At 28.9% G+C, this 19,730-nt stretch carries 22 protein-coding genes; 13 read left to right on the top strand and 9 right to left on the bottom strand.

The window, feature by feature from the left end; translation table 11 throughout:
• Nucleotides 1–4: 4 nt before the first annotated feature.
• From PB7211_RS02300 to rnhA, 13 genes are read left to right on the top strand one after another with little or no spacing between them, the layout of a single operon-like run.
• Nucleotides 5–2,578 (top strand): chromosome segregation SMC family protein, encoded by a 2,574-nt coding sequence (locus PB7211_RS02300; protein ID WP_008545690.1) that lies wholly within the window; start codon nucleotides 5–7, stop codon nucleotides 2,576–2,578.
• Between the two features lie 9 nt (nucleotides 2,579–2,587).
• Nucleotides 2,588–2,863, top strand: a complete 276-nt coding sequence (locus tag PB7211_RS02295; RefSeq protein WP_008545651.1) for an AtpZ/AtpI family protein — start codon at nucleotides 2,588–2,590, stop codon at nucleotides 2,861–2,863.
• A gap of 9 nt (nucleotides 2,864–2,872) precedes the next feature.
• A complete protein-coding gene (locus tag PB7211_RS02290; RefSeq protein WP_008544060.1) occupies nucleotides 2,873–3,607 on the top strand; it encodes a F0F1 ATP synthase subunit A in 735 nt (244 codons plus the stop codon).
• An 18-nt stretch (nucleotides 3,608–3,625) separates the two neighbouring features.
• The gene (locus tag PB7211_RS02285) at nucleotides 3,626–3,853 is read left to right on the top strand and encodes a F0F1 ATP synthase subunit C (protein ID WP_006997791.1); all 228 of its coding nucleotides are present in this window, start codon (nucleotides 3,626–3,628) and stop codon (nucleotides 3,851–3,853) included.
• A 5-nt stretch (nucleotides 3,854–3,858) separates the two neighbouring features.
• A complete protein-coding gene (locus PB7211_RS02280; protein ID WP_232208822.1) occupies nucleotides 3,859–4,449 on the top strand; it encodes a F0F1 ATP synthase subunit B family protein in 591 nt (196 codons plus the stop codon).
• Entirely contained in the window at nucleotides 4,424–4,936 is a 513-nt protein-coding gene (locus tag PB7211_RS02275) for a F0F1 ATP synthase subunit B family protein (RefSeq protein WP_232208821.1), read from the top strand. Before PB7211_RS02280 ends, PB7211_RS02275 begins: the two co-directional genes overlap by 26 nt.
• A 39-nt stretch (nucleotides 4,937–4,975) precedes the next feature.
• Nucleotides 4,976–6,436, top strand: a complete 1,461-nt coding sequence (crtI, locus tag PB7211_RS02270; RefSeq protein ID WP_008544238.1) for a phytoene desaturase family protein — start codon at nucleotides 4,976–4,978, stop codon at nucleotides 6,434–6,436.
• Nucleotides 6,433–7,287 (top strand): phytoene/squalene synthase family protein, encoded by an 855-nt coding sequence (locus PB7211_RS02265; protein ID WP_008544366.1) that lies wholly within the window; start codon nucleotides 6,433–6,435, stop codon nucleotides 7,285–7,287. The genes crtI and PB7211_RS02265 overlap by 4 nt, the downstream gene beginning before the upstream one ends.
• Complete coding sequence (locus tag PB7211_RS02260; RefSeq protein WP_008544608.1) at nucleotides 7,274–8,338, top strand: lycopene cyclase family protein; 1,065 nt, start codon at nucleotides 7,274–7,276, stop codon at nucleotides 8,336–8,338. The genes PB7211_RS02265 and PB7211_RS02260 overlap by 14 nt, the downstream gene beginning before the upstream one ends.
• Nucleotides 8,311–9,276 carry a Brp/Blh family beta-carotene 15,15'-dioxygenase gene (locus PB7211_RS02255; RefSeq protein WP_232208820.1) on the top strand — a complete coding sequence of 322 codons (966 nt, stop codon included), beginning with the start codon at nucleotides 8,311–8,313 and terminating at the stop codon, nucleotides 9,274–9,276. Before PB7211_RS02260 ends, PB7211_RS02255 begins: the two co-directional genes overlap by 28 nt.
• Nucleotides 9,266–10,210: a 4-hydroxy-3-methylbut-2-enyl diphosphate reductase gene (gene ispH / locus PB7211_RS02250; protein ID WP_034398849.1), complete on the top strand. Its 945-nt coding sequence runs from the start codon at nucleotides 9,266–9,268 to the stop codon at nucleotides 10,208–10,210. Before PB7211_RS02255 ends, ispH begins: the two co-directional genes overlap by 11 nt.
• Nucleotides 10,211–11,176, top strand: a complete 966-nt coding sequence (locus PB7211_RS02245) for a homoserine kinase (protein ID WP_008545271.1) — start codon at nucleotides 10,211–10,213, stop codon at nucleotides 11,174–11,176. It abuts the gene before it with no gap.
• The gene (gene rnhA, locus PB7211_RS02240) at nucleotides 11,176–11,601 is read left to right on the top strand and encodes a ribonuclease HI (protein WP_034398847.1); all 426 of its coding nucleotides are present in this window, start codon (nucleotides 11,176–11,178) and stop codon (nucleotides 11,599–11,601) included. Before PB7211_RS02245 ends, rnhA begins: the two co-directional genes overlap by 1 nt.
• Here rnhA and PB7211_RS02235 read toward each other — a convergent pair.
• The 9 genes from PB7211_RS02235 to PB7211_RS02190 all read right to left on the bottom strand — a co-directional run bounded on the left by PB7211_RS02235 (nucleotide 11,593) and on the right by PB7211_RS02190 (nucleotide 19,724).
• Nucleotides 11,593–12,081 carry a peroxiredoxin family protein gene (locus PB7211_RS02235; RefSeq protein ID WP_008546032.1) on the bottom strand — a complete coding sequence of 163 codons (489 nt, stop codon included), beginning with the start codon at nucleotides 12,079–12,081 and terminating at the stop codon, nucleotides 11,593–11,595. The genes rnhA and PB7211_RS02235 overlap by 9 nt on opposite strands.
• Nucleotides 12,078–13,460, bottom strand: coding sequence for a threonine synthase (gene thrC / locus PB7211_RS02230; RefSeq protein ID WP_008544360.1), 1,383 nt, complete (start codon nucleotides 13,458–13,460; stop codon nucleotides 12,078–12,080). Before thrC ends, PB7211_RS02235 begins: the two co-directional genes overlap by 4 nt.
• Nucleotides 13,461–14,066, bottom strand: coding sequence for an SURF1 family protein (locus PB7211_RS02225; protein ID WP_232208819.1), 606 nt, complete (start codon nucleotides 14,064–14,066; stop codon nucleotides 13,461–13,463). It abuts the gene before it with no gap.
• Between the two features lie 58 nt (nucleotides 14,067–14,124).
• Nucleotides 14,125–14,913 carry a cytochrome c oxidase subunit 3 gene (locus PB7211_RS02220; protein WP_008544377.1) on the bottom strand — a complete coding sequence of 263 codons (789 nt, stop codon included), beginning with the start codon at nucleotides 14,911–14,913 and terminating at the stop codon, nucleotides 14,125–14,127.
• Nucleotides 14,914–14,922: 9 nt separating this feature from the next.
• Nucleotides 14,923–15,456, bottom strand: coding sequence for a cytochrome c oxidase assembly protein (locus tag PB7211_RS02215; RefSeq protein WP_008545988.1), 534 nt, complete (start codon nucleotides 15,454–15,456; stop codon nucleotides 14,923–14,925).
• Between the two features lie 118 nt (nucleotides 15,457–15,574).
• The gene (cyoE, locus tag PB7211_RS02205) at nucleotides 15,575–16,486 is read right to left on the bottom strand and encodes a heme o synthase (protein ID WP_008545845.1); all 912 of its coding nucleotides are present in this window, start codon (nucleotides 16,484–16,486) and stop codon (nucleotides 15,575–15,577) included.
• A gap of 26 nt (nucleotides 16,487–16,512) precedes the next feature.
• Complete coding sequence (gene ctaD / locus PB7211_RS02200) at nucleotides 16,513–18,147, bottom strand: cytochrome c oxidase subunit I (protein WP_008545428.1); 1,635 nt, start codon at nucleotides 18,145–18,147, stop codon at nucleotides 16,513–16,515.
• Between the two features lies 1 nt (nucleotide 18,148).
• Nucleotides 18,149–18,964: a cytochrome c oxidase subunit II gene (gene coxB, locus PB7211_RS02195; RefSeq protein ID WP_008544114.1), complete on the bottom strand. Its 816-nt coding sequence runs from the start codon at nucleotides 18,962–18,964 to the stop codon at nucleotides 18,149–18,151.
• A gap of 61 nt (nucleotides 18,965–19,025) precedes the next feature.
• Nucleotides 19,026–19,724, bottom strand: a complete 699-nt coding sequence (locus PB7211_RS02190; RefSeq protein ID WP_008544706.1) for an RsmE family RNA methyltransferase — start codon at nucleotides 19,722–19,724, stop codon at nucleotides 19,026–19,028.
• Between the last annotated feature and the right edge of the window lie 6 nt (nucleotides 19,725–19,730).

Here is a 19,730-nt window from a genome sequence, read left to right as displayed (position 1 = left end):
GTGCATGGAGTTTAAAAAAATCCAGCTAAATGGATTTAAATCATTTGCAGATAAAACGAATTTTTTAATTGAAGAAGGCTTAACTGGAATTGTAGGCCCTAATGGATGTGGTAAATCAAATATTGTAGAATCTTTAAGATGGGTAATGGGAGAAACATCTGCAAAAAGTATGCGTGGATCAGGGATGGAAGATGTAATATTTTCTGGAACTTCAAATAAAGCATCTAAAAATATTGCAGAAGTTTCAATCGATGTTGATAATAAAAATAATGAAGGACCTGTTCAGTACCGTGAAGTTGACCAAATTAGTGTAAGAAGAAAAATAGAAAAAGATAAAGGATCTAAATTCTATATTAATGATAAAGAAGTTAGAGCAAGAGATGCTCAAATGTTTTTTGCTGATTTATCAACTGGTGCTCATTCACCTTCAATGATTAGTCAAGGTCGTATTGGTGCCTTGGTAACTGCAAAACCAACTGACCGAAGAGCTATATTAGAGGAAGCGGCAGGTATATCAGGTTTACATGTTAGAAGGCATGAAGCAGAGCTTAGGTTGGGTGCAGCAGAAAATAATCTTAAAAGAGCAGACGAACTTAGAAGACAACAAGAAAAGCAATTAGCTAATCTACAAAAGCAAGCTGAAGAAGCGACTAAATATAAATCAATTACAGAAGAAATAAAAAAAATTGAAGCTGGGCTATACTATTTAAAATTATTAGAAATTGATAAAGAAATAAAAATTGAAAACGAAATTAATAACGAGGCTGAGGGTGAAGTAGATGGCTTTAATAATAAAATATCAGAACTAGAAAAATTAATAAAAGATGCAACTGACAAGGTGTCTCCTCTTAGAGAAAAAAATATTGAAAACCTCTCTAGAATTCAAAGACTAAATCTTGAGCTTCAAAGCTTAGATGAAGAAAATACGAGGACTCAAGATGAAATTGAAAGTATAAAAAAATCAATTCAAACTCTTGATGAAGATATTTCTAGAGAAAGAGGAATTATTATTGATGCTAATTCAAACGAAAAAAGGCTTAAAGAAGAGAAAGCAGATTTAATAGATATAGATTCTAAGTATTTTGAAACAGAGAAACTATCTAATGAAGAGTTAGAAGAGGCAAAACGAAAGCTGAGTAAAGAACAAGAAGCGGTGGATGAAGTTGTAAGCACTATTGCAGATGGAACCTTAAACATAAGTATTGGCCCCATTAAAAATGTTAAAAACTCTATAAATAGAGTGAAAGAATTAATTGATATTAATGAAATAAATCAAGCTGTCACGTTACTAGACAGATGCAATATAGAGTTAGATAATTTCTTAAGTGATTTAAAAGATGAAAAAGGTAGAAGCGAATTGTTAAGTGTAAATGAAAAATCAAAAACCATAAAACAACTACAAGAAAAGTATGCTGATGCATATAGTAAAAATCAATCAATCAAAAATGAGTCTATCAAACGTAATGAAAGAATTAAAACTATAGAAACTGAAATAGAAAGTTGGAAAAATTTATTATCTAACTCTGAAAAAATGGTTGCTGAACTGACAGAGAGAAAAAATAAACTTACCAATCAATTAACTGAATTGGATAACCAGCCTAAAATACAAGCTGAAAGAAAAGGTCAAATTTCAGAAAACTTAAGAATTTCAGATAAAGAAAAAATTGATAATGACTCTATCATTGAAGAAACAGATCAAAGAATTGAATCTTTAAGAACTCAATTAAATGAAATTCAAGAGCAATCAATTCAAATTAGAGAACGAAAAGCAAGTTCTGGGGCAACTATTGAAGGATTGAATAAAAGAAAAAATGATCTCTTAGATAGAATTAGTTCAGAATTAAATTTAACCGAAGAAAATATTTTAGAAAACTCAAATTTAAATGGTATCGAAGAACTTCCTAACGCAGTTGATCAAGAAGACGCCTTAGATATAAAAAAACAAGAAAGAGAGAAATTAGGGTCTGTAAACTTAAAAGCTGATGAAGAAACAAGTAAGTATGAAGAAGAAATCAAGAAGATGGAACAAGATAGATCTGATTTGGTTACTGCAATAGCTAAGTTAAAAGATAGCATTAATGAACTTAATCAAAAAGGAAGAGAGAGACTTATTGAAGCTTTTGAAAAAGTTAATAGAAAATTTAATGAAGTTTATACAAAACTATTCAATGGCGGAAATGCTAAACTAGAATTAGTAGATTCAGACGATCCTTTAGAGGCTGGTTTAGAAATGCTTGTAAGTCCTCCCGGAAAAAGACTTCAATCAATAACTTTATTATCAGGTGGTGAACAAGCTTTAACAGCTCTGTCCCTAATCTTTGCAGTTTTTTTGACAAATCCATCCCCTCTTTGTGTATTAGATGAAGTTGATGCTCCTCTAGATGATGCAAATGTAACGAGATTTTGTAGCCTACTTGAGGAACTAATTAAAATTACCAACACTAAATTTATCATTGTAACCCATCACGCTTTAACTATGTCTAAAATGAATAGGCTTTACGGGGTTACCATGCCAGAAAAAGGGATTAGTCAATTAGTTGCTGTTGATTTACAAAAAGCAGAGAGTATGGTTGCTTAATCTATACAAATGCCAAAAGATCCGTTTAAAACTCGCTTAGAGATTGCAAAAAATAAGATTTCAAAGAAGAATTTATATAATAAAAAGGATAGTCCTTCCTCAATAGGTACAGCTTTCAAATTAAGTACCGAATTGGTCTCAGCAGTAGCAGTGGGGACAATTATTGGGTTTTTTTTTGACAAGATCTTTGGTACTAAACCCTGGTTTATATTAATATTTTTTTTTGTGGGGGTAATTGCTGGGATATCCCAAGTAATTAGATCTGCAAAAAATATGCAAAAATAGATAGTTTTTATGGCAGCAAATCCGATGACCCAATTCAATGTTTATAGAATTGGACCAGAAATAAAAGTAGGAGCATTTGATATATCTTTTACTAACGCAAGTTTGTTTATGATTATTAGTACATTAGCAATTTTAATAATTTTTAATCTTGGATCAAAAAAAAATTCACTCTTGCCAAATAAAATTCAATTACTAGCTGAGCTTAGTTATACATTTGTGTCCAAAATGATTAGTGATACAGCAGGTTTAAAAGCAAAACCTTATTTTGCGTTTATATTTTCGCTTTTTATGTTTGTACTATTTTGCAATATGTTTGGAATGATACCTTATACTTTCACAGTAACTAGTCATATTATCGTTACATTTGTATTGGCTGCTTTTATCTTTATTGGAGTAACAGTTATTGGATTTATCAAACATGGTTTTGGCTATTTAAAATTATTCGTTCCTAGTGGAGTGCCCGCAGTACTACTTCCGCTAATAGTTGTAATAGAAATTATTTCTTATTTAAGTAGACCAGTAAGTTTATCAGTTAGGTTATTTGCTAACATGATGGCTGGTCATACAATGATGAAAGTTTTCGGAGGCTTTGTAATAAGTCTTGGAATAGTTGGTGGATGGCTTCCACTGAGTTTTTCGGTTGCATTAACTGGTTTGGAGATACTAGTTGCTTTTCTTCAAGCATATGTTTTTGCAATCTTAACCTGCATCTATTTAAATGATGCATTAAATTTACACCATTAACTAATATAGGAGGATATAATGGAATTAGAAGCAGCAAAAATGATCGGAGCAGGTTTAGCAGCAATTGCTTTAGCTGGTGCCGGTGTTGGTATCGGAATTATTTTCGGGAACTATTTGTCAGGAGCGATGAGAAATCCATCTGCGGCACAGAAACAATTTCCTAATTTGCTTTTAGGTTTTGCACTAGCAGAAGCAACAGGATTATTTGGATTGGTAGTTGCATTAATTATTCTTTTTGCGTTTTAAATTTAATGATTAAAAAAATATATTTTCAGTCAATATTTTTTAGCTTCCTTTTTTCTTTGGAAGCTTTTGCAGCTGAAAGCGGAGGTATGCCTCAATTAAATCCAGAATTTTGGGTTTCGCAAATCTTTTGGTTAACACTAACGTTTGGAATTTTATATATTGTTTTATCTAAACTTATACTCCCAAAAATTAGTAACAATCTGGAAACGCGAAAATCCCAAATATTAGAAAATATTGAGGCTGCAGAAAAACAAAGAGAAGATAGTGAAACAAAGCTAAAAGAATACGAGGAAATTATATCCAAAAGTAAACTGGAGGCTAAAAATATCTTCAATCAAGCTAGAGAAAAGGCATTAAAAGATATTAATGCAAAGCGAGAAGTGCTTGATAAACAAATAGATGAAGAGATCAGTAAGGCAGAGGAAGAGATAAATACTTTGTGTAAAAGTGCTCCTGAAAAAATTAACACAATTGCAATTGAAACTTCATCTGACTTAATTCAAAAGCTTATTGGTGCTGAAGTAAATAATAGTAGTATTTCTGCAATAGTGGATGATTTGTCTAAAAGAAATGGAGATAAATATTATGGCAATTGATGCAACTTTTTGGGTAGCTGTTTCATTTATCATTTTTTTTGGCGCTTTAATTTATCTTAAGATTCCACAAAAAATTACCGAAATACTAAATAAAATGATTTCAGATATTAAAAACGAAATTGATGAAAGTGAAAAATTAAGAACTGATGCAAAAACATTGCTAGATAATGCTCAAAATAAATTAGACACGGCACAGTCAGTTAGTAGTGAAATCTTGGAAGAAGCTAAAAAAGATTCTGATAAATTAATAATTGAATTAAATGATAAATTTCATAAATCATCAGAAATCAAAAAAAATCTAGCTGAAAACAAAATTAGCCAAATGAAAGAAGCTGCAATTAAAGAAATAAAAGATGCGTCAATTAAAATTGCTGTAGACTCTGTTAAGAAGATTATTACAACATCGGTAGATAAATCAAAACTAGATGCAGTATTTCAAAAAAATTTAGACGAAACTAAAGAAGAGTTAAAAAAAATTAACTCATAATATTCTTACATTTTTTCAAAAAAACTATAAGTTATTCAAATGAATTCTATAGTTATTGGTGCAGGATTTGGTGGAATAGCAACCGCTCTAAGACTTAGAGCAAAAGGTCATAAAGTTACTATCATAGAAAAACATCCTGATCTTGGGGGAAGAGCTAGAGTTTTTAAAAAAGATGGTTTTGTATTTGATGGTGGACCAACAGTAATTACCGCACCTTACTTAATTAATGAATTATTTGAACTGTTTAAAAAAGATCCAAAAGATTATATCAAACTTTCACCACTAAAAATTTGGTATCAATTTATTTTTGAAGATAAGACTAAATTTAATTATTCTGGTGATGAAGAAGAAATGAAAAATCAAATAGAAAATTTGAGTAAAGTAGATGTTAAGGGTTATGAAAAATTAGTGACATTTACAAAAAAAATTTTTGATAAGGGTTTTACGGAATTAGCAGATGTTCCATTTGATAAACCATTTGTCATGCTTCAACAACTTCCAGCTTTATTAAAACTTAAAAGCTATAAATCAGTTTATTCACTAGTTTCCTCTTATATACAAAACGAAAAACTTAGAAGAATGTTAAGTATGCATCCTCTTTTGGTTGGTGGTAATCCTTTTACTACTACATCAATTTATGGATTAATTCTTTACTTGGAGAAAAAGTGGGGGATTCATTATTCGATGGGTGGAACTGGTAATATAATTATAGGTTTAGAAAAGTTAATGAATGAAGTTGGTGTAGAAATTATTAAAAATAGTGAAGTTAATAAGATTATTTTAGAAAAAAATAAAATTACTGGTGTTCAAATAAATAACCAAACTAAAATTAGAGCAAATAATGTAATATGTAATGCAGATCCTCCAGCAGTTTATGAAAAATTATTAAATGAAAACAATAAAAGCTCATTTTTATTTAAATGGAAAAAAAAGAGAATGGAATATTCTATGGGACTATTTGTTTATTATTTTGGAACAAAGAAAAAATATGAAAATGTTGAACACCATACAATTAAATTTGGCAATAAATATAAAGAACATCTGATAGATATATTTGATAAAAAAAAATTAAATAACGACATAAGTTATTATCTTCATAGACCTTCAGCTACTGATCAATCCATGGCTCCAGACGGAAATGATTGTTTCTATGTCCTTGTACCAGTTCCAAATAACCAATCAGAAATTAATTGGGATAAAGAAGGTAAAAAAATGAAAGATTTAGTTATTGATAAAATGGAACATGATTTAATGCCAAATCTAAGAGATAATATCATTTCTGATTTTTATTTAACACCTGATTATTTTGAAAAGGAGCTTAACACCAAATATGGTTCAGGTTTCTCAATTCAACCAAAATTTACTCAATCAGCTTACTTTAGATTTCATAACAAATCTGAAATATATGATGGTCTATATTTTGTGGGAGCAGGAACACACCCTGGAGCAGGAGTCCCAGGAGTGTTATCATCTGCAAAAGTATTAGACAAAATTCTATGATCCAAAATAGAAACTATTTATCAATTTATGCCAAATCATTTAATTGGGCAGGTTTTTTTTTACCAAAGCAAACTTACAAAAAATGTTCTTCTTTATACGACTTTTGTAGAGTTGTAGACAATATAGCAGACGATAAAAATTCTATTAAACTAAAAGAAAATGAATTCAATGCATTTAAAAATCACTTTATCCAAAAAAATTATAACAACCCTATTATTAAAAATATGTGGGAGATAATTGATGAGTTTAGTATTTCATTGAAAGTTGTGAATGATCTATTTGATGGAATTCAATCCGATATTAAACAGACAGTTAAATTAAATTCTAAAAAAGAATTATTAATTTATTCTTATAGGGTTGCAGGAACAGTAGGTTTAATGATGGCAAAAATTTTAAAAGTAAATAAGAAAAGTTCTTTAAAATCAGCAATAGATTTAGGTATTGCAATGCAATTGACTAATATTTCAAGAGATGTGGTTGAAGATCTAAATAATGGTAGATCATATATAAATGAAAACTTTGATGATATAAAATCAACATTGCAACTAGCAGAAAAATTTTACGAAAGTTCATTTTACTCAATAAATGAAATTCCAATAAGTTTTCGTTTTTCAATTTTGGTTGCAAGAAGAGTTTATAGAAAAATAGGATATAAAATTCTTAATAAGAAAAACTTAGAAAATTATAAAGCATCTGGTAAAATTTTTGTTTCAAATCTTGAAAAGTTAATTGAGACTTTTTTTGCAATTTTTGACTTAATCAAATTATTAATATTAAATAAAAATGTTGATCATATTCATCATGATCATTTTTTAATAAGTGAGGAATTAAATCTTAATGAAAGAATTTGACTATGTAATTAATGGAGGTGGTTGCGCAGGTTTATCCCTAGCGTACGAATTAAACATTAATTCAGAATTATCTGATAAAACTTTGGCTATTATCGAAAATCGTGATGAATACAAAAGAGATAAAACATGGTCTTATTGGAGAGTTTCATCTCATAACTTCGAAGACTGTGTGAAAAAAAATTGGACTAATTTTACAATTAATATCCCTCATCATACAAAACATATTGAATGCAAAAGTACTCCTTATCAAACCATTGATAGTGGATTATTTTATAAAAAAATAATCAATAATTTACAACAAAATAATAACATTCAATTTTTTAAAGATATTAAAGAAATAAAAACTGAAAATTCTTTTATTTTTAATAGTGTTTGTAATGTTTCAGAAAATAAAGAAAGTTTATGGCAACATTTTTCAGGAATTGAAATAGAGACTGAAAAAGAGATTTTTGATGATGAGATATTTAATTTAATGGATTTTGATTGTGATCAGAAAGATAGTGTACATTTCTTTTACACTTTACCTTATTCAAAAACTAAAGCATTAGTAGAAACTACTTGGATTTCTAATCTTAATGATCCCACACTAAAAGATTATGATAACCAATTAAAAAATTATATTGAAAATAATTTAAAAATTAAAAACTATAAAATAAATTATAAAGAAACAGGTCAAATTCCTTTGTTTCATCCCAAGTATATTAAAAAATTAAACCAAATTGAAATTGGTACAGCAGGAGGAATGACTAGATTAAGCACTGGCTATACATTTTTAAATATTCAAGATCAAAGCAAATATATCAGGCAAAATATCAATAAAATTAGAGAAAAAGAGTTGTTTTCTATAAATAAAAAATATCAATTTTTAGATAACATTTTTTTAAAAGTTTTAAAAAAAAATCCAAAGAAAATGCCAAAAATATTTTACAAAATGTTTAATTGCCCTCCAAATACAGTAATCAACTTTCTTTCAAATAAAAGTAAAATACTTGAAGATTTTTCTATAATTATGAAGATGCCTAAATGGATGTTTTTAAAACAACTATTTTAAATATGAATAATCAAATAAAAAAAATTAATTTAAATCATTCATTTATTTTTTTTTTATTTTGTAATATTTTTTCTTTTATAGTCTTTAAATTAAGTAATTTTAATATTTCATCATTAATATGTCTTATTTTAATCTTGATAATTGGTATATCTCATGGATCTTTGGATCATGAGAAAGGTAGAAAACTTTTTAAAATTTTTAATATTAATTCAATTTCAATTTTTTATATTTCCTATATTTCAATATCAATTTTAATAATTGCTATATGGATATTCATGCCATCAATTTCATTAATTGTTTTTTTGCTTGTAGCATCTTACCATTTTGGAAAGGAGGATACTCAATTTTTGATAAATAAAGTATCTATTTTCATTCAATTGCTCTTTTTCTTCAAAGGATTATTAATCATACTTGCGCCAATATTTTTCAACTTTGATGAAACGGTATCAATATTTAAACTGATATTGGTTGATAATGAAAATTTTTATTTAACTTTAGATTTTATAGAGTCTAACAAGATATTACCTATTTTGATTATTTTAAGTACACTTTCTAGTATTTATCTATTTTTAAAGGAGTTCAATTTAAAGAAATTTTCAATTTTCTTAGATTATTTTTCAATTTTAATATTAAATTATTATCTTTCTCCTTTGGTAGCTTTCACTATTTATTTTTGTTTCTTGCACTCAGTGAGACATAGCATGTCTTTAATTTATGAGATCGATAGTCAAGATTTTACTAATGGTATTAAAATATTCGTTAAAAAAGCTATACCATTAACAATCCTAACAGGTATTTTTTGTTTAATTGGTCTATATTTATTAAATAATAACTATGATTTAAATAGTTCCATTTTGAAAATAATATTTATAGGTTTGGCGTCTTTGACCTTTCCACATATATTGCTGGAATATTTTTTAGAAAAATATGAAAAATAAAGAAAAAAAAATTTTACTTTCTGCTCCTCGAGGATTTTGTGCTGGAGTTGAAAGAGCTATTGAAATAGTTGAAAAATCTCTGGAAAAGTATGGGATTCCGGTTTACGTCCGTCATGAGATTGTTCACAATAAATATGTTGTAGATGATTTAAAAAATAAAGGGGCAATATTTGTTGAAGAGATAGAGGAAATTAAAGATAAATCAAGACCAGTGATTTTTTCTGCACATGGAGTGCCAAAAAAAATACATGAAGATGCTAAAAATTATAATATGACTTATGTTGATGCAACATGTCCATTAGTTTCAAAAGTACATAGAGAAGCGGAAAATCTTTATAAAGCTGGATATCATATAATTTTAATTGGACATGAAAATCACCCAGAAGTAATAGGTACCATGGGTCAATTACCTGAAGGAACTATTGATCTAATCCAAAATGAAGACGAAGCTTTAAACTATAAAAATAAACTTAATAAAAAAATTGCTTATGTGACACAGACAACTTTATCTGTGGATGACACAAAAGATATTATTAAAATTTTGAAGAAAAAATTTAAAGATATTCAAGAAACACCTAAAGAGGATATTTGTTATGCAACCACGAATAGACAAATGGCTGTTAAAAATATAGCAAAAAAATGTGATATTTTTTTTGTAATTGGTAGCAGAAATTCTTCAAACTCCGTAAGACTTGTTGAGGTTGCAAAAAAATCAGGCTGCCCTAGTTCTTACTTAATACATTCTCAAAGTGAAATACCATTTGAAAAAATCGAAAACGCAAATACTATTGGAATATCTTCTGGAGCATCAGCACCTGAAGTCTTAGTAGAAAATTTTATAAGTGAATTAAAAAAAAGATTTACTATTAATATAGATGAAGTAGAAATAATTAAAGAAGACGTTATATTTAAAATCCCAAAAAAATTAAACTAAATGGCTGTTTATACAAAGATTATTAGTAAAGATATTCATTTAATAAATTCTAAGTTTAATATTGATGAAATTAAAAGTTTTCAGGGAATTAAGAAAGGTATTGAAAATACCAATTACTTATTAAAAACAAAAAAAGAAAAATTTATATTAACTATTTTTGAAAAGAGAGTTTCTAATAAAGAAATACCTTTTTTTATGAAACTTATGGATAATTTAAACCAATCAAAGATTAGTTGTCCAAAACCTCTTAAGGATAGAAATGGAAATTACCTTATAAAATTAAAAAATAAAACTGCATGTGTAGTTACATTTTTAAAAGGAAAAGATAAGCAGACTTTAAATTTAAATAATTGTTATCAGGTTGGCAAAATAATTTCACAAATGCATTCCATTACAAAAAAGTTAAAATTTTCAAGGAAAAATTCCATGGGAATTAAAAAATTAAACCCTTTATTAAAAAGTATCAAATTTAAATCTAAAAAAAATTCTAATTTAGAAAAATTTTTGATGCAAAATTTAAGTAACATAAAAAAAAATTGGCCCGAAAAATTACCCTATGGAATAATTCATGGTGATTTATTTGTTGATAATATATTTTTTAATAAAGATAAGCTTTCAGGAGTAATTGACTTTTATTTTGCTGCTAATGATTTTTTTATGTATGAAATAGCTATTTGTATTAATGCATTATGTTTTGATAAAAAGAAAAATAAATTTTTAATTAATAAACAAAAAGTAAAAAACTTAATTAAAGGTTATGAATCTGTTAGAAAAATTACAATTGGAGAGAAAAAATCACTAAATATTTTATGTAGAGGTGCTGCTATTAGATATTTGCTTACAAGATTATATGATTACTCAAATACTCCTAAAACAGCCTTAATACAAATAAAAGACCCTAATGAATATTATCAAAAACTTATTACACACAATAATTTAAGCTCATATAGAGATTATCTGTTTTAATGATCACAATTTATACTGACGGTTCCTGTTTAACAAACCCTGGAAATGGCGGATGGGCAGCAATTATTAGTCAAGACGGTAAGATAAAAAAAATTACAGGAAGTGAGAAAAATACAACAAACAATAGAATGGAACTTTTAGCACCAATTAATGCTTTGAAAAAAATTGATACTAAATCTAAAATAGAAATTTTCACTGACTCTCAATATGTAAAGTTAGGTATAACTGAATGGATAAATAAATGGGTAAACAACAATTGGCAAACTGCAAAAAAAGAGGATGTAAAAAATAAAGATTTGTGGGTAGAGCTTTACAATTTAAATCAATCTTTAAATGTAAAGTGGAATTGGGTTAAAGCACATGCAGGCGACCCTATGAATGAAGAAGTAGATATTTTGGCTAAAGAAGCAGCTAATTTAAATTGAGTCTAAAAAATTCTCTGCTGCAGAAATTTCACAAGTAGCTGTATCTTCCTCAGCTTTTATTTTAGTTGCAATATTGTTCTCGACAAGCATAGTATATCTTGTTGATCTCATTCCTTGACCTCTATCAAATCTATCAATATCAGCACCTATTGATTTAGTAAATTCACAGTATGGATCGGCTGCCATAAAAATTTTATTTTCTACCTTTTGACTATCACCCCAAGCTTTCATCACATTTGGATCATTTACTGAGACACAAATAATTTTAGAAATTCCCTTTTTTTTAGCTACTTCAAAATTGTTTACATAACCCGGTAAATGTTTCGCTGAACAAACTTTCGTAAAAGCTCCAGGAACCCCAATAACTATTGTTTTATTGTTATCAAACAACTCAGAAGTAAATATTTTTTTTAGCACATCACTTTCATCTAAATAATAAAATTCTGAGTTTGGAATTTTATCTCCTTCTTTAATTTTCATTTAATTTTTCCTAAAATATATTGTTTAATTTTTTTGAGATTATTTTCAATTATACCATAATTTTCTTTATCGTCCAAAATAAACCTCAGTTCTTCTGGTAAATCAGATTTTAAATTTATAGCTTTTAAAATTGCATCTGGAAATTTACATGGATGTGCTGTTGCAAGAACAATATTATTTCCTTTTAAATTATGTTTATCAAAAGCACCATATCCTATTGCAGTATGTGGATCTAAAATCATATTAAATTTTTCATAAATATTTTTTATTACATCTAGTGTCTGCTGCTCACTCATTCTAGCTGATAGAAAATCTTTATTAATTTTTTTTAATTTCTCATTGTTAATTATATATTGACCATTCTGTTTAATATTTTTCATATCATCTAAAGTTTGTGAACTATCATGGTCGTTTAAGTCATAAATTAGTCTCTCAAAATTACTTGCAATTTGTATATCCATACTTGGTGAAATAGTTTCTGAGACATGTGTGGCCTCATATTTACCCTCTGATATAGCTCTATGTAAAATATCATTTTGGTTTGTGGCTACTATTAATTTATTAATTGGAAGACCTAACTTTTTTGCCAAATAGCCAGCATAAACATCTCCAAAATTTCCAGTTGGGACTGAAAAATTTATTGGTTGTTTGTGATCCTCAACTAAAAGATAACAATAAAAATAATATACACTTTGCGCAATAATTCGGGCCCAATTTATTGAATTAACCCCAGACATGTTTATCTGATTAGAAAATTCTTTATCTGAAAACATAGATTTAACTAAATTTTGACAATCATCAAAATTACCTTTAACGGCAATATTAAATACATTTTTTTCTTTTCCAGTTGTCATTAATTTTCTTTGAACTGGTGAAATACGATTATAAGGATGAAGAACAAATATATTTAAATTTTTTTTTCCTTTAATTGCATCAATAGCTGCTGCCCCGGTATCCCCTGAGGTAGCAACTACAATATTAATTTTTTCATTTGCGTTGTTTAAATAATATTCATAAAAATTGCCTAAGAGTTGCATAGCAACATCTTTGAAAGCTAAAGTTGGACCATGAAATAATTCAAGTACAGAGCGGTCACCCACTTTAATAAGTTCAATAACATTCTCTTTTCTAAAAACTCCATAAGATTTTTCTATTATTTTGCTTAACTCATCCTCCGAAGTAAAATTACCAATAAAAGGATGAATAATTTTTTTTGCTAGTTCTGAATAACCTAGTTCTTTAAATTCACTTATTTCAGACTCAGTGTATTCGTGTAAAGTCTCTGGGATAAAAAGGCCCCCATCATCAGCAAGCCCTTTTATAAAAACTTCACTAAACTCAAAGGTTTTTGATCTGTCTCTTGTGCTTATATACTTCATCTAATAATTTTTTTTTCTAAAATATAGATATATCAAAAGAATTGAAATCGCCATTGAAAACCAAGTAATTGCATACTTTTTGTGATTGTTTGAAATATTTGCAGTAATCACTTTGGGTTTCGGCAATTTATAATCACCGTTTAAGTAAATGATATAATCAGAAAATTTTTTTCCAGTGTATTTGAAAATATCTTCTCTATTTAGAGTAAACCAATAATTTTTATTTAAATCATTATCTGGTTTAAATGTGCTTGCTTTATGTTGTTGTTTTAATGTTCCAATTATACTGCTTTCATTAATTAAATTAATTTCAGGTCTATCTTTTTTGTCAAATGGTATCCATCCTCTATTGATTAAGTAATTCTCATTATTTATTATAATAGGGTTAATTACTTCAAAACCTGGTTTTCCACTTTCATTTAAATTATATAAATAAATTTGTTTATTAAAATCAATAATTCCTGAAGTTTTAATTCTTAAGTAATTTTTTTTATCAACCTCAGAAAATTCAACAGGATCATTTTTAAGGGAATTTTCAATTTCTGATAATAAATTTAATTTCCAATTTAATCTATAAAGTTGCCAAGATCCTAATGATAACAACACCAAAATAATAAAGTAAACAAAAACCGAAAATAGAAACTTATTCTTCAAGAGTTAAATGTTAACTTCCCCAAATATAAATAGCTGCAAATAAGAATAACCAAACAACATCGACAAAGTGCCAATACCATGCTGCTGCCTCAAATCCAAAATGATGATCTTTTGTAAAATGACCCAATTTACCTCTCCACAAACATACAGCTAAAAATATTGTTCCAATTATAACGTGAAAACCATGAAAGCCTGTTGCCATGTAAAATACAGCTCCATAAATATGACCAGAATAATCAAAAGTTGCATGATGATATTCATAAGCTTGAAGTAGAGTAAAAAAGAAACCTAAAATAACGGTTGAAGTTAAGCCTTGAATAAATCCTTTTCTATCACCTTCTATTAACGAGTGATGGGCCCATGTTACAGTAGTTCCTGATAGCAACAATACAAGAGTATTGATTAATGGTATGTCCCAAGGATCAAAAGTTTCGATATCTTTTGGAGGCCAGACATTTCCAACAAACTCGTTTGGAAATAAACTAATATCAAAATATGCCCAGAACCATGCCACAAAAAACATGACTTCTGATGCAATAAACAACGTCATTCCGTAACGATGATGAATTTGAACGACAGGTGTATGGTGTCCTTGATGTTCTGCTTCAATCACAACATCCCTGAACCACATATAAGCACCATATAAAACTAATGCTAACCCTAAGTACATTCCCCAAGAAACATCATTGTGCATATAAAAGATTGTACCAATTGCTAAAACTAGACAAGAAAATGAAACGTAAATAGGCCAAGGACTTGGGTCTACTAGGTGGTAATCATGTTTTTTTTCAGCTGACATTTTTCGTGATTATGATTGTTTATAGTAATCTGTCGAGAAAAAAGTGTACGACATAGTTACATCCTGTAAATTTTTTGTGGTTGGATCATTTACAAGCTCTGGATCTAAATAAAAAGTCATCACATAAGTGGCCTTCTCTCCAGCTTTAAGAGCCTGTTTTTCAAAACAAAAACAACCTAATTTACTATAATATTTACCAAAACTAGCTGGCGAAACATTAAAACTTGCAACACCATATGTCGTGTCTTCCCCATAATTTTCTACTTCAAACTCTATTCTATTGACCTGTCCAACCTTAACATCAATAACATTTTTTTTGGCTTTAAAGTCCCATTCAAGATTATTTACGTTAGTATCAAATCTAACGCTTACCACTTTATCCAATATAATATTTGGAGCTTCTTTAGATACTTGAGTTGTGCCTCCAAATCCAGTTATCCTACAAAATGCATCATAAAGTGGAACTGCAGCAAAAGAAAGTCCCAACATAAGAAAAAAAATACCTCCTAGCAAAACTGGTGTTAAAGTTTTCTTCTTAATCATATCTGTCTATCGAATACTCCAACATTATATAAAGTAAATACAAATAAAAAAACCATAAACGCTAAAATTAATACAGCAGTTAGAATATTTTTCTTTTTAGTCTTTTTATCAGGTATCATCATAAAATTTTATCTATTAAAAAAAGAACAAATATCAAAAATAAATATAAAATTGAATATCCAAATATAGATTTTGCTTTTTTCGCATTAAATTTATTTTTTTTATAGTTGTAAAGCTCAAAACATAAAAAATTGTAATATAATGTCAAAATTAAAGATGGAATTAAAAATATTAAACTCACAAAGCCAATTGCATAAGGCAGGATAATTACCGGCAGCATAATAATAGAATATATGAGTATATTTAACTTTGTACTTTCAATACCATTGGTAATAGGAAGCATAGGTATCTTTGCTTTTTTATAATCGCTTGATTTATAAAGGCTCAATGCCCAAAAATGTGATGGTGTCCAAAAAAAGATAATTAAAAAAAAAGTTATGGGCTCTAAAGAAAGAGAGTTTGTAGCAATAGTCCAGCCAATTACTGGTGGTAAAGCTCCTGCAGCCCCTCCTATTACAATGTTTTGAGGAGTTTTTCTTTTTAACCATATTGTATATACAAAAACATAAAATAAAATCGTAGATAACAACAAGCTTGCTGAAATTCTGTTAGCAAAGAAATCAAGAGCAATTACAGAAAATATTGACAGAGTAATACCAAAAACTAAAGCCTGATTTCTATTAACTTTGCCCGTTGGAATTGGTCTTAAACAAGTCCTTGTCATCAAAGCATCAAGATCAGACTCGTACCACATATTCAACGCACCCGCAGCTCCTGCGCCAATAGAAACTAATATAATTCCTATTATTGCATCTTTTGTAGGAACTATATTTGGTGCCATTAATAATCCAACAGCACATGTGAATATAACTAATGACATCACTCTTGGCTTCATAAGCTTAAAAAGCTCAGAAAAATTAAAAACGTCTTCTTGACTTAGGTTTCTATTTTTTAATTTAGACTTGATCATTTATTCTAAGTTTAAAAATCTAAATATTAGCTAGTAGATTTTTCTATACCCTCTTCATCTTCAAACTTTGGTAATTCTTCAAAAGTATGAAAATTTGGTGGTGATGGAACTGTCCACTCTAATGTTGTGGCACCTTCTCCCCAAGGGTTTTGGGCTGCAGCTTTTTTCTTAGAAAAAGCATAAATTAGGTTTGCAAAAAACACCACAAGACCAATTACAGATATATACGATCCAATTGATGAAATGTAATTCCAACCTGCAAAAGCATCTGGATAATCAGCATATCTTCTGGGCATTCCGGCTAGTCCTAAAAAGTGTTGAGGGAAGAAAACTAAATTAACTCCAATAAAAGTTAACCAGAAATGCAACTGTCCCATCCACTCTGAATACTCATAGCCAGACATTTTTCCAAACCAATAATAAAAACCTGCAAAAATTGCAAAAACAGCACCAAGAGATAATACGTAATGAAAGTGAGCAACAACATAATATGTATCATGCATTGCAGTATCAACACCTGCATTTGCAAGAACAACTCCTGTTACTCCACCAACGGTAAATAAAAATATAAATCCTAATGCCCAAACCATTGGAGTTTTAAACGAAATAGATCCACCCCACATTGTTGCAATCCAAGAAAATATTTTAATACCTGTTGGAACTGCAATAATCATTGTTGCAGCCAAGAAGTAAGCTTTAGTGTCTGTGCTTAAACCAACTGTGTACATGTGGTGAGCCCATACAACAAATCCCACAATACCAATTGCAACCATAGCGTAAGCCATACCTAAATAACCAAAGACTGGTTTTTTAGAAAATGTTGAAACGATATGGCTGATCATTCCAAAGCCTGGTAAAATTAGAATATAAACTTCAGGGTGACCAAAGAACCAAAATAAATGCTGGAATAAAACTGGATCTCCTCCAGTTTGAGCATCAAAAAAGGCGGTTCCAAAATTTCTGTCTGTTAATAGCATTGTGATAGCACCTGCTAAAACTGGTAATGACAATAATAATAAAAATGCAGTAACTAAAATAGACCAAGCAAATAATGGCATTTTATGCAATGTCATACCTGGTGTTCTCATGTTTAAGATTGTAGTAATAAAGTTTACTGCTCCAAGAATTGAAGAAGCTCCTGCTAAGTGTAAACTTAAAATTGCAAAATCCATTGCAGGTCCTGGCTGTCCAGCTTTTGAAGATAAAGGAGGATAGATAGTCCATCCACCACCAACACCTGTTTGACCTGGAGGGCCATCCATAAATATAGACATTATTAATAAAATAAATGAAGTGGGTAATAACCAGAATGAAATATTATTCATTCTTGGAAAGGCCATATCAGGTGCACCAATCATTATAGGAACAAACCAGTTACCAAAACCACCGATCATTGCTGGCATTACCATAAAGAAAATCATGATTAAACCGTGACCAGTAACTAAAACATTATACAAATGATAATTACCACCTAAAATTCCATCACCTGGATGCATCAATTCCATTCTCATTAAAACTGAAAATGCTGTACCAATTACACCTGCAACAATTGCAAATATTAAGTACATTGTACCAATATCTTTGTGGTTTGTTGAATAAGCCCAACGCTTCCAACCTGTTGGTGTATGATGATCGTCGTGTGATGCTGTTTGTGTGTACATATTATTTACTCGCTAGTTTTTTAAATTGATCTTCTCCTATAATTTCTTTTGCAAATTTTATTTTAGCGCCTGTTAACCATTCTTGATATTCTTCGTCAGAAACTACTCTTACAGTAATAGGCATAAATGCATGTTTAATTCCACATAGCTCTGAACATTGACCATAATATGTTCCAACTTTCTCAGCTTTAAACCAAGTTTCATTTATTCTTCCAGGCACAGCATCTCTTTTAACACCAAACGAAGGGAGTGCCCAAGCATGTAATACATCGTTTGCTGTAATTAAAACTTTTACTACCTTATTAACTGGAACAACAACTTCATTGTCTACAGCAAGTAGTCTTGGTTGATCTTTTTTAAGATCTTTTGTTTCAATCATGTAAGAGTCAAAAATAATATTTTCATCTGGATATTCATAACCCCAGTACCATTGGTAGCCTATTGCCTTAACCGTAACGTCTGCTTTTGGAATTGTATCTTGTTTATATAAAATTTTAAAAGATGGAACAGCCATAACAATTAAAATTAAACATGGAATTAATGTCCATAAAACTTCTACAGCAACATTATGTGTTGTAGTAGATGGATTGGGATTTCTTGAGGCTCTAAACCTTATGCATGCATAAACCATTAAAAATAATACAAATACACTGATTGCTATAATTATAGGTAATAACAATTTATCGTGAAAGTTTACTATCTCTCTCATAGACGAAGATGCTGCTTCTTGAAAGCCTAGTTGCCAGTCTTTAGGCTGGTTGGCTATTGCACTTGATGCAACAAAATATGATAGAATTATAAATAAAATTTTTTTCATTTTTTTACCCTATATAGAGCGTCTTTTAAAAAAATACACTTTTACTTTTAGCGACAAAATATCAATTAATAGCGTAATTTATGATCGATAGTGCAGAAATTACAGCCGTTTCAGATCTCAAGATATTTTCATTGATTTTAATAGACTGAACACCATTAAATTTAAGAATCTTTTCCCTCTCCTCCTCAGAAAAATCTCCCTCGGGTCCTATAATCACACAAGTAGGCTTTGTGGTTAACTTTTTAAGATCAATTTTAGTATTAGAGGTATTGAGATCAGTAAATATTAAATCCATATCATTACTAAGAAAATTTTTTAATTTCTGAGGTTCTTCAATTATTGGAACCGTAATTCTATTTGATTGTTCAGCAGCTTCTATGATTACTTTTTCCAATCTTTCTTTATTTATTTTTCTAACAATCGTTCTATCAAAAATAATAGGCAGAAATTTTGTAACACCTAACTCAGTTGCTTTTTGTATCATGAAATTAAAATAATTTGATTTGATGGGTGAAAAAGCCAACCATAGCTCTTTGAGATTTTCTTTTTGTCTTAGTTGTTTTGTAATATTGAATTCAACTGAGCTTTTTGAAATACTTATAATTTTTGCTTCCCATTCTCCACTACTATTAAATAAAGAAAAAACTTCATTTTCTTTAATTCTCATAACTTTTGAAACATAATGAGATTGTGACTTATCAAGCTTGTCCTTTAAATTAATTGATAAACTTTTTGGAAAAAATAATCTAATGTTACTCATATTGAT

The sequence above is a fragment of the Candidatus Pelagibacter sp. HTCC7211 genome (assembly GCF_000155895.1).
Classification (GTDB): Bacteria; Pseudomonadota; Alphaproteobacteria; order Pelagibacterales; family Pelagibacteraceae; genus Pelagibacter.
This window is presented reverse-complemented; position numbering and strand designations above follow the sequence as displayed.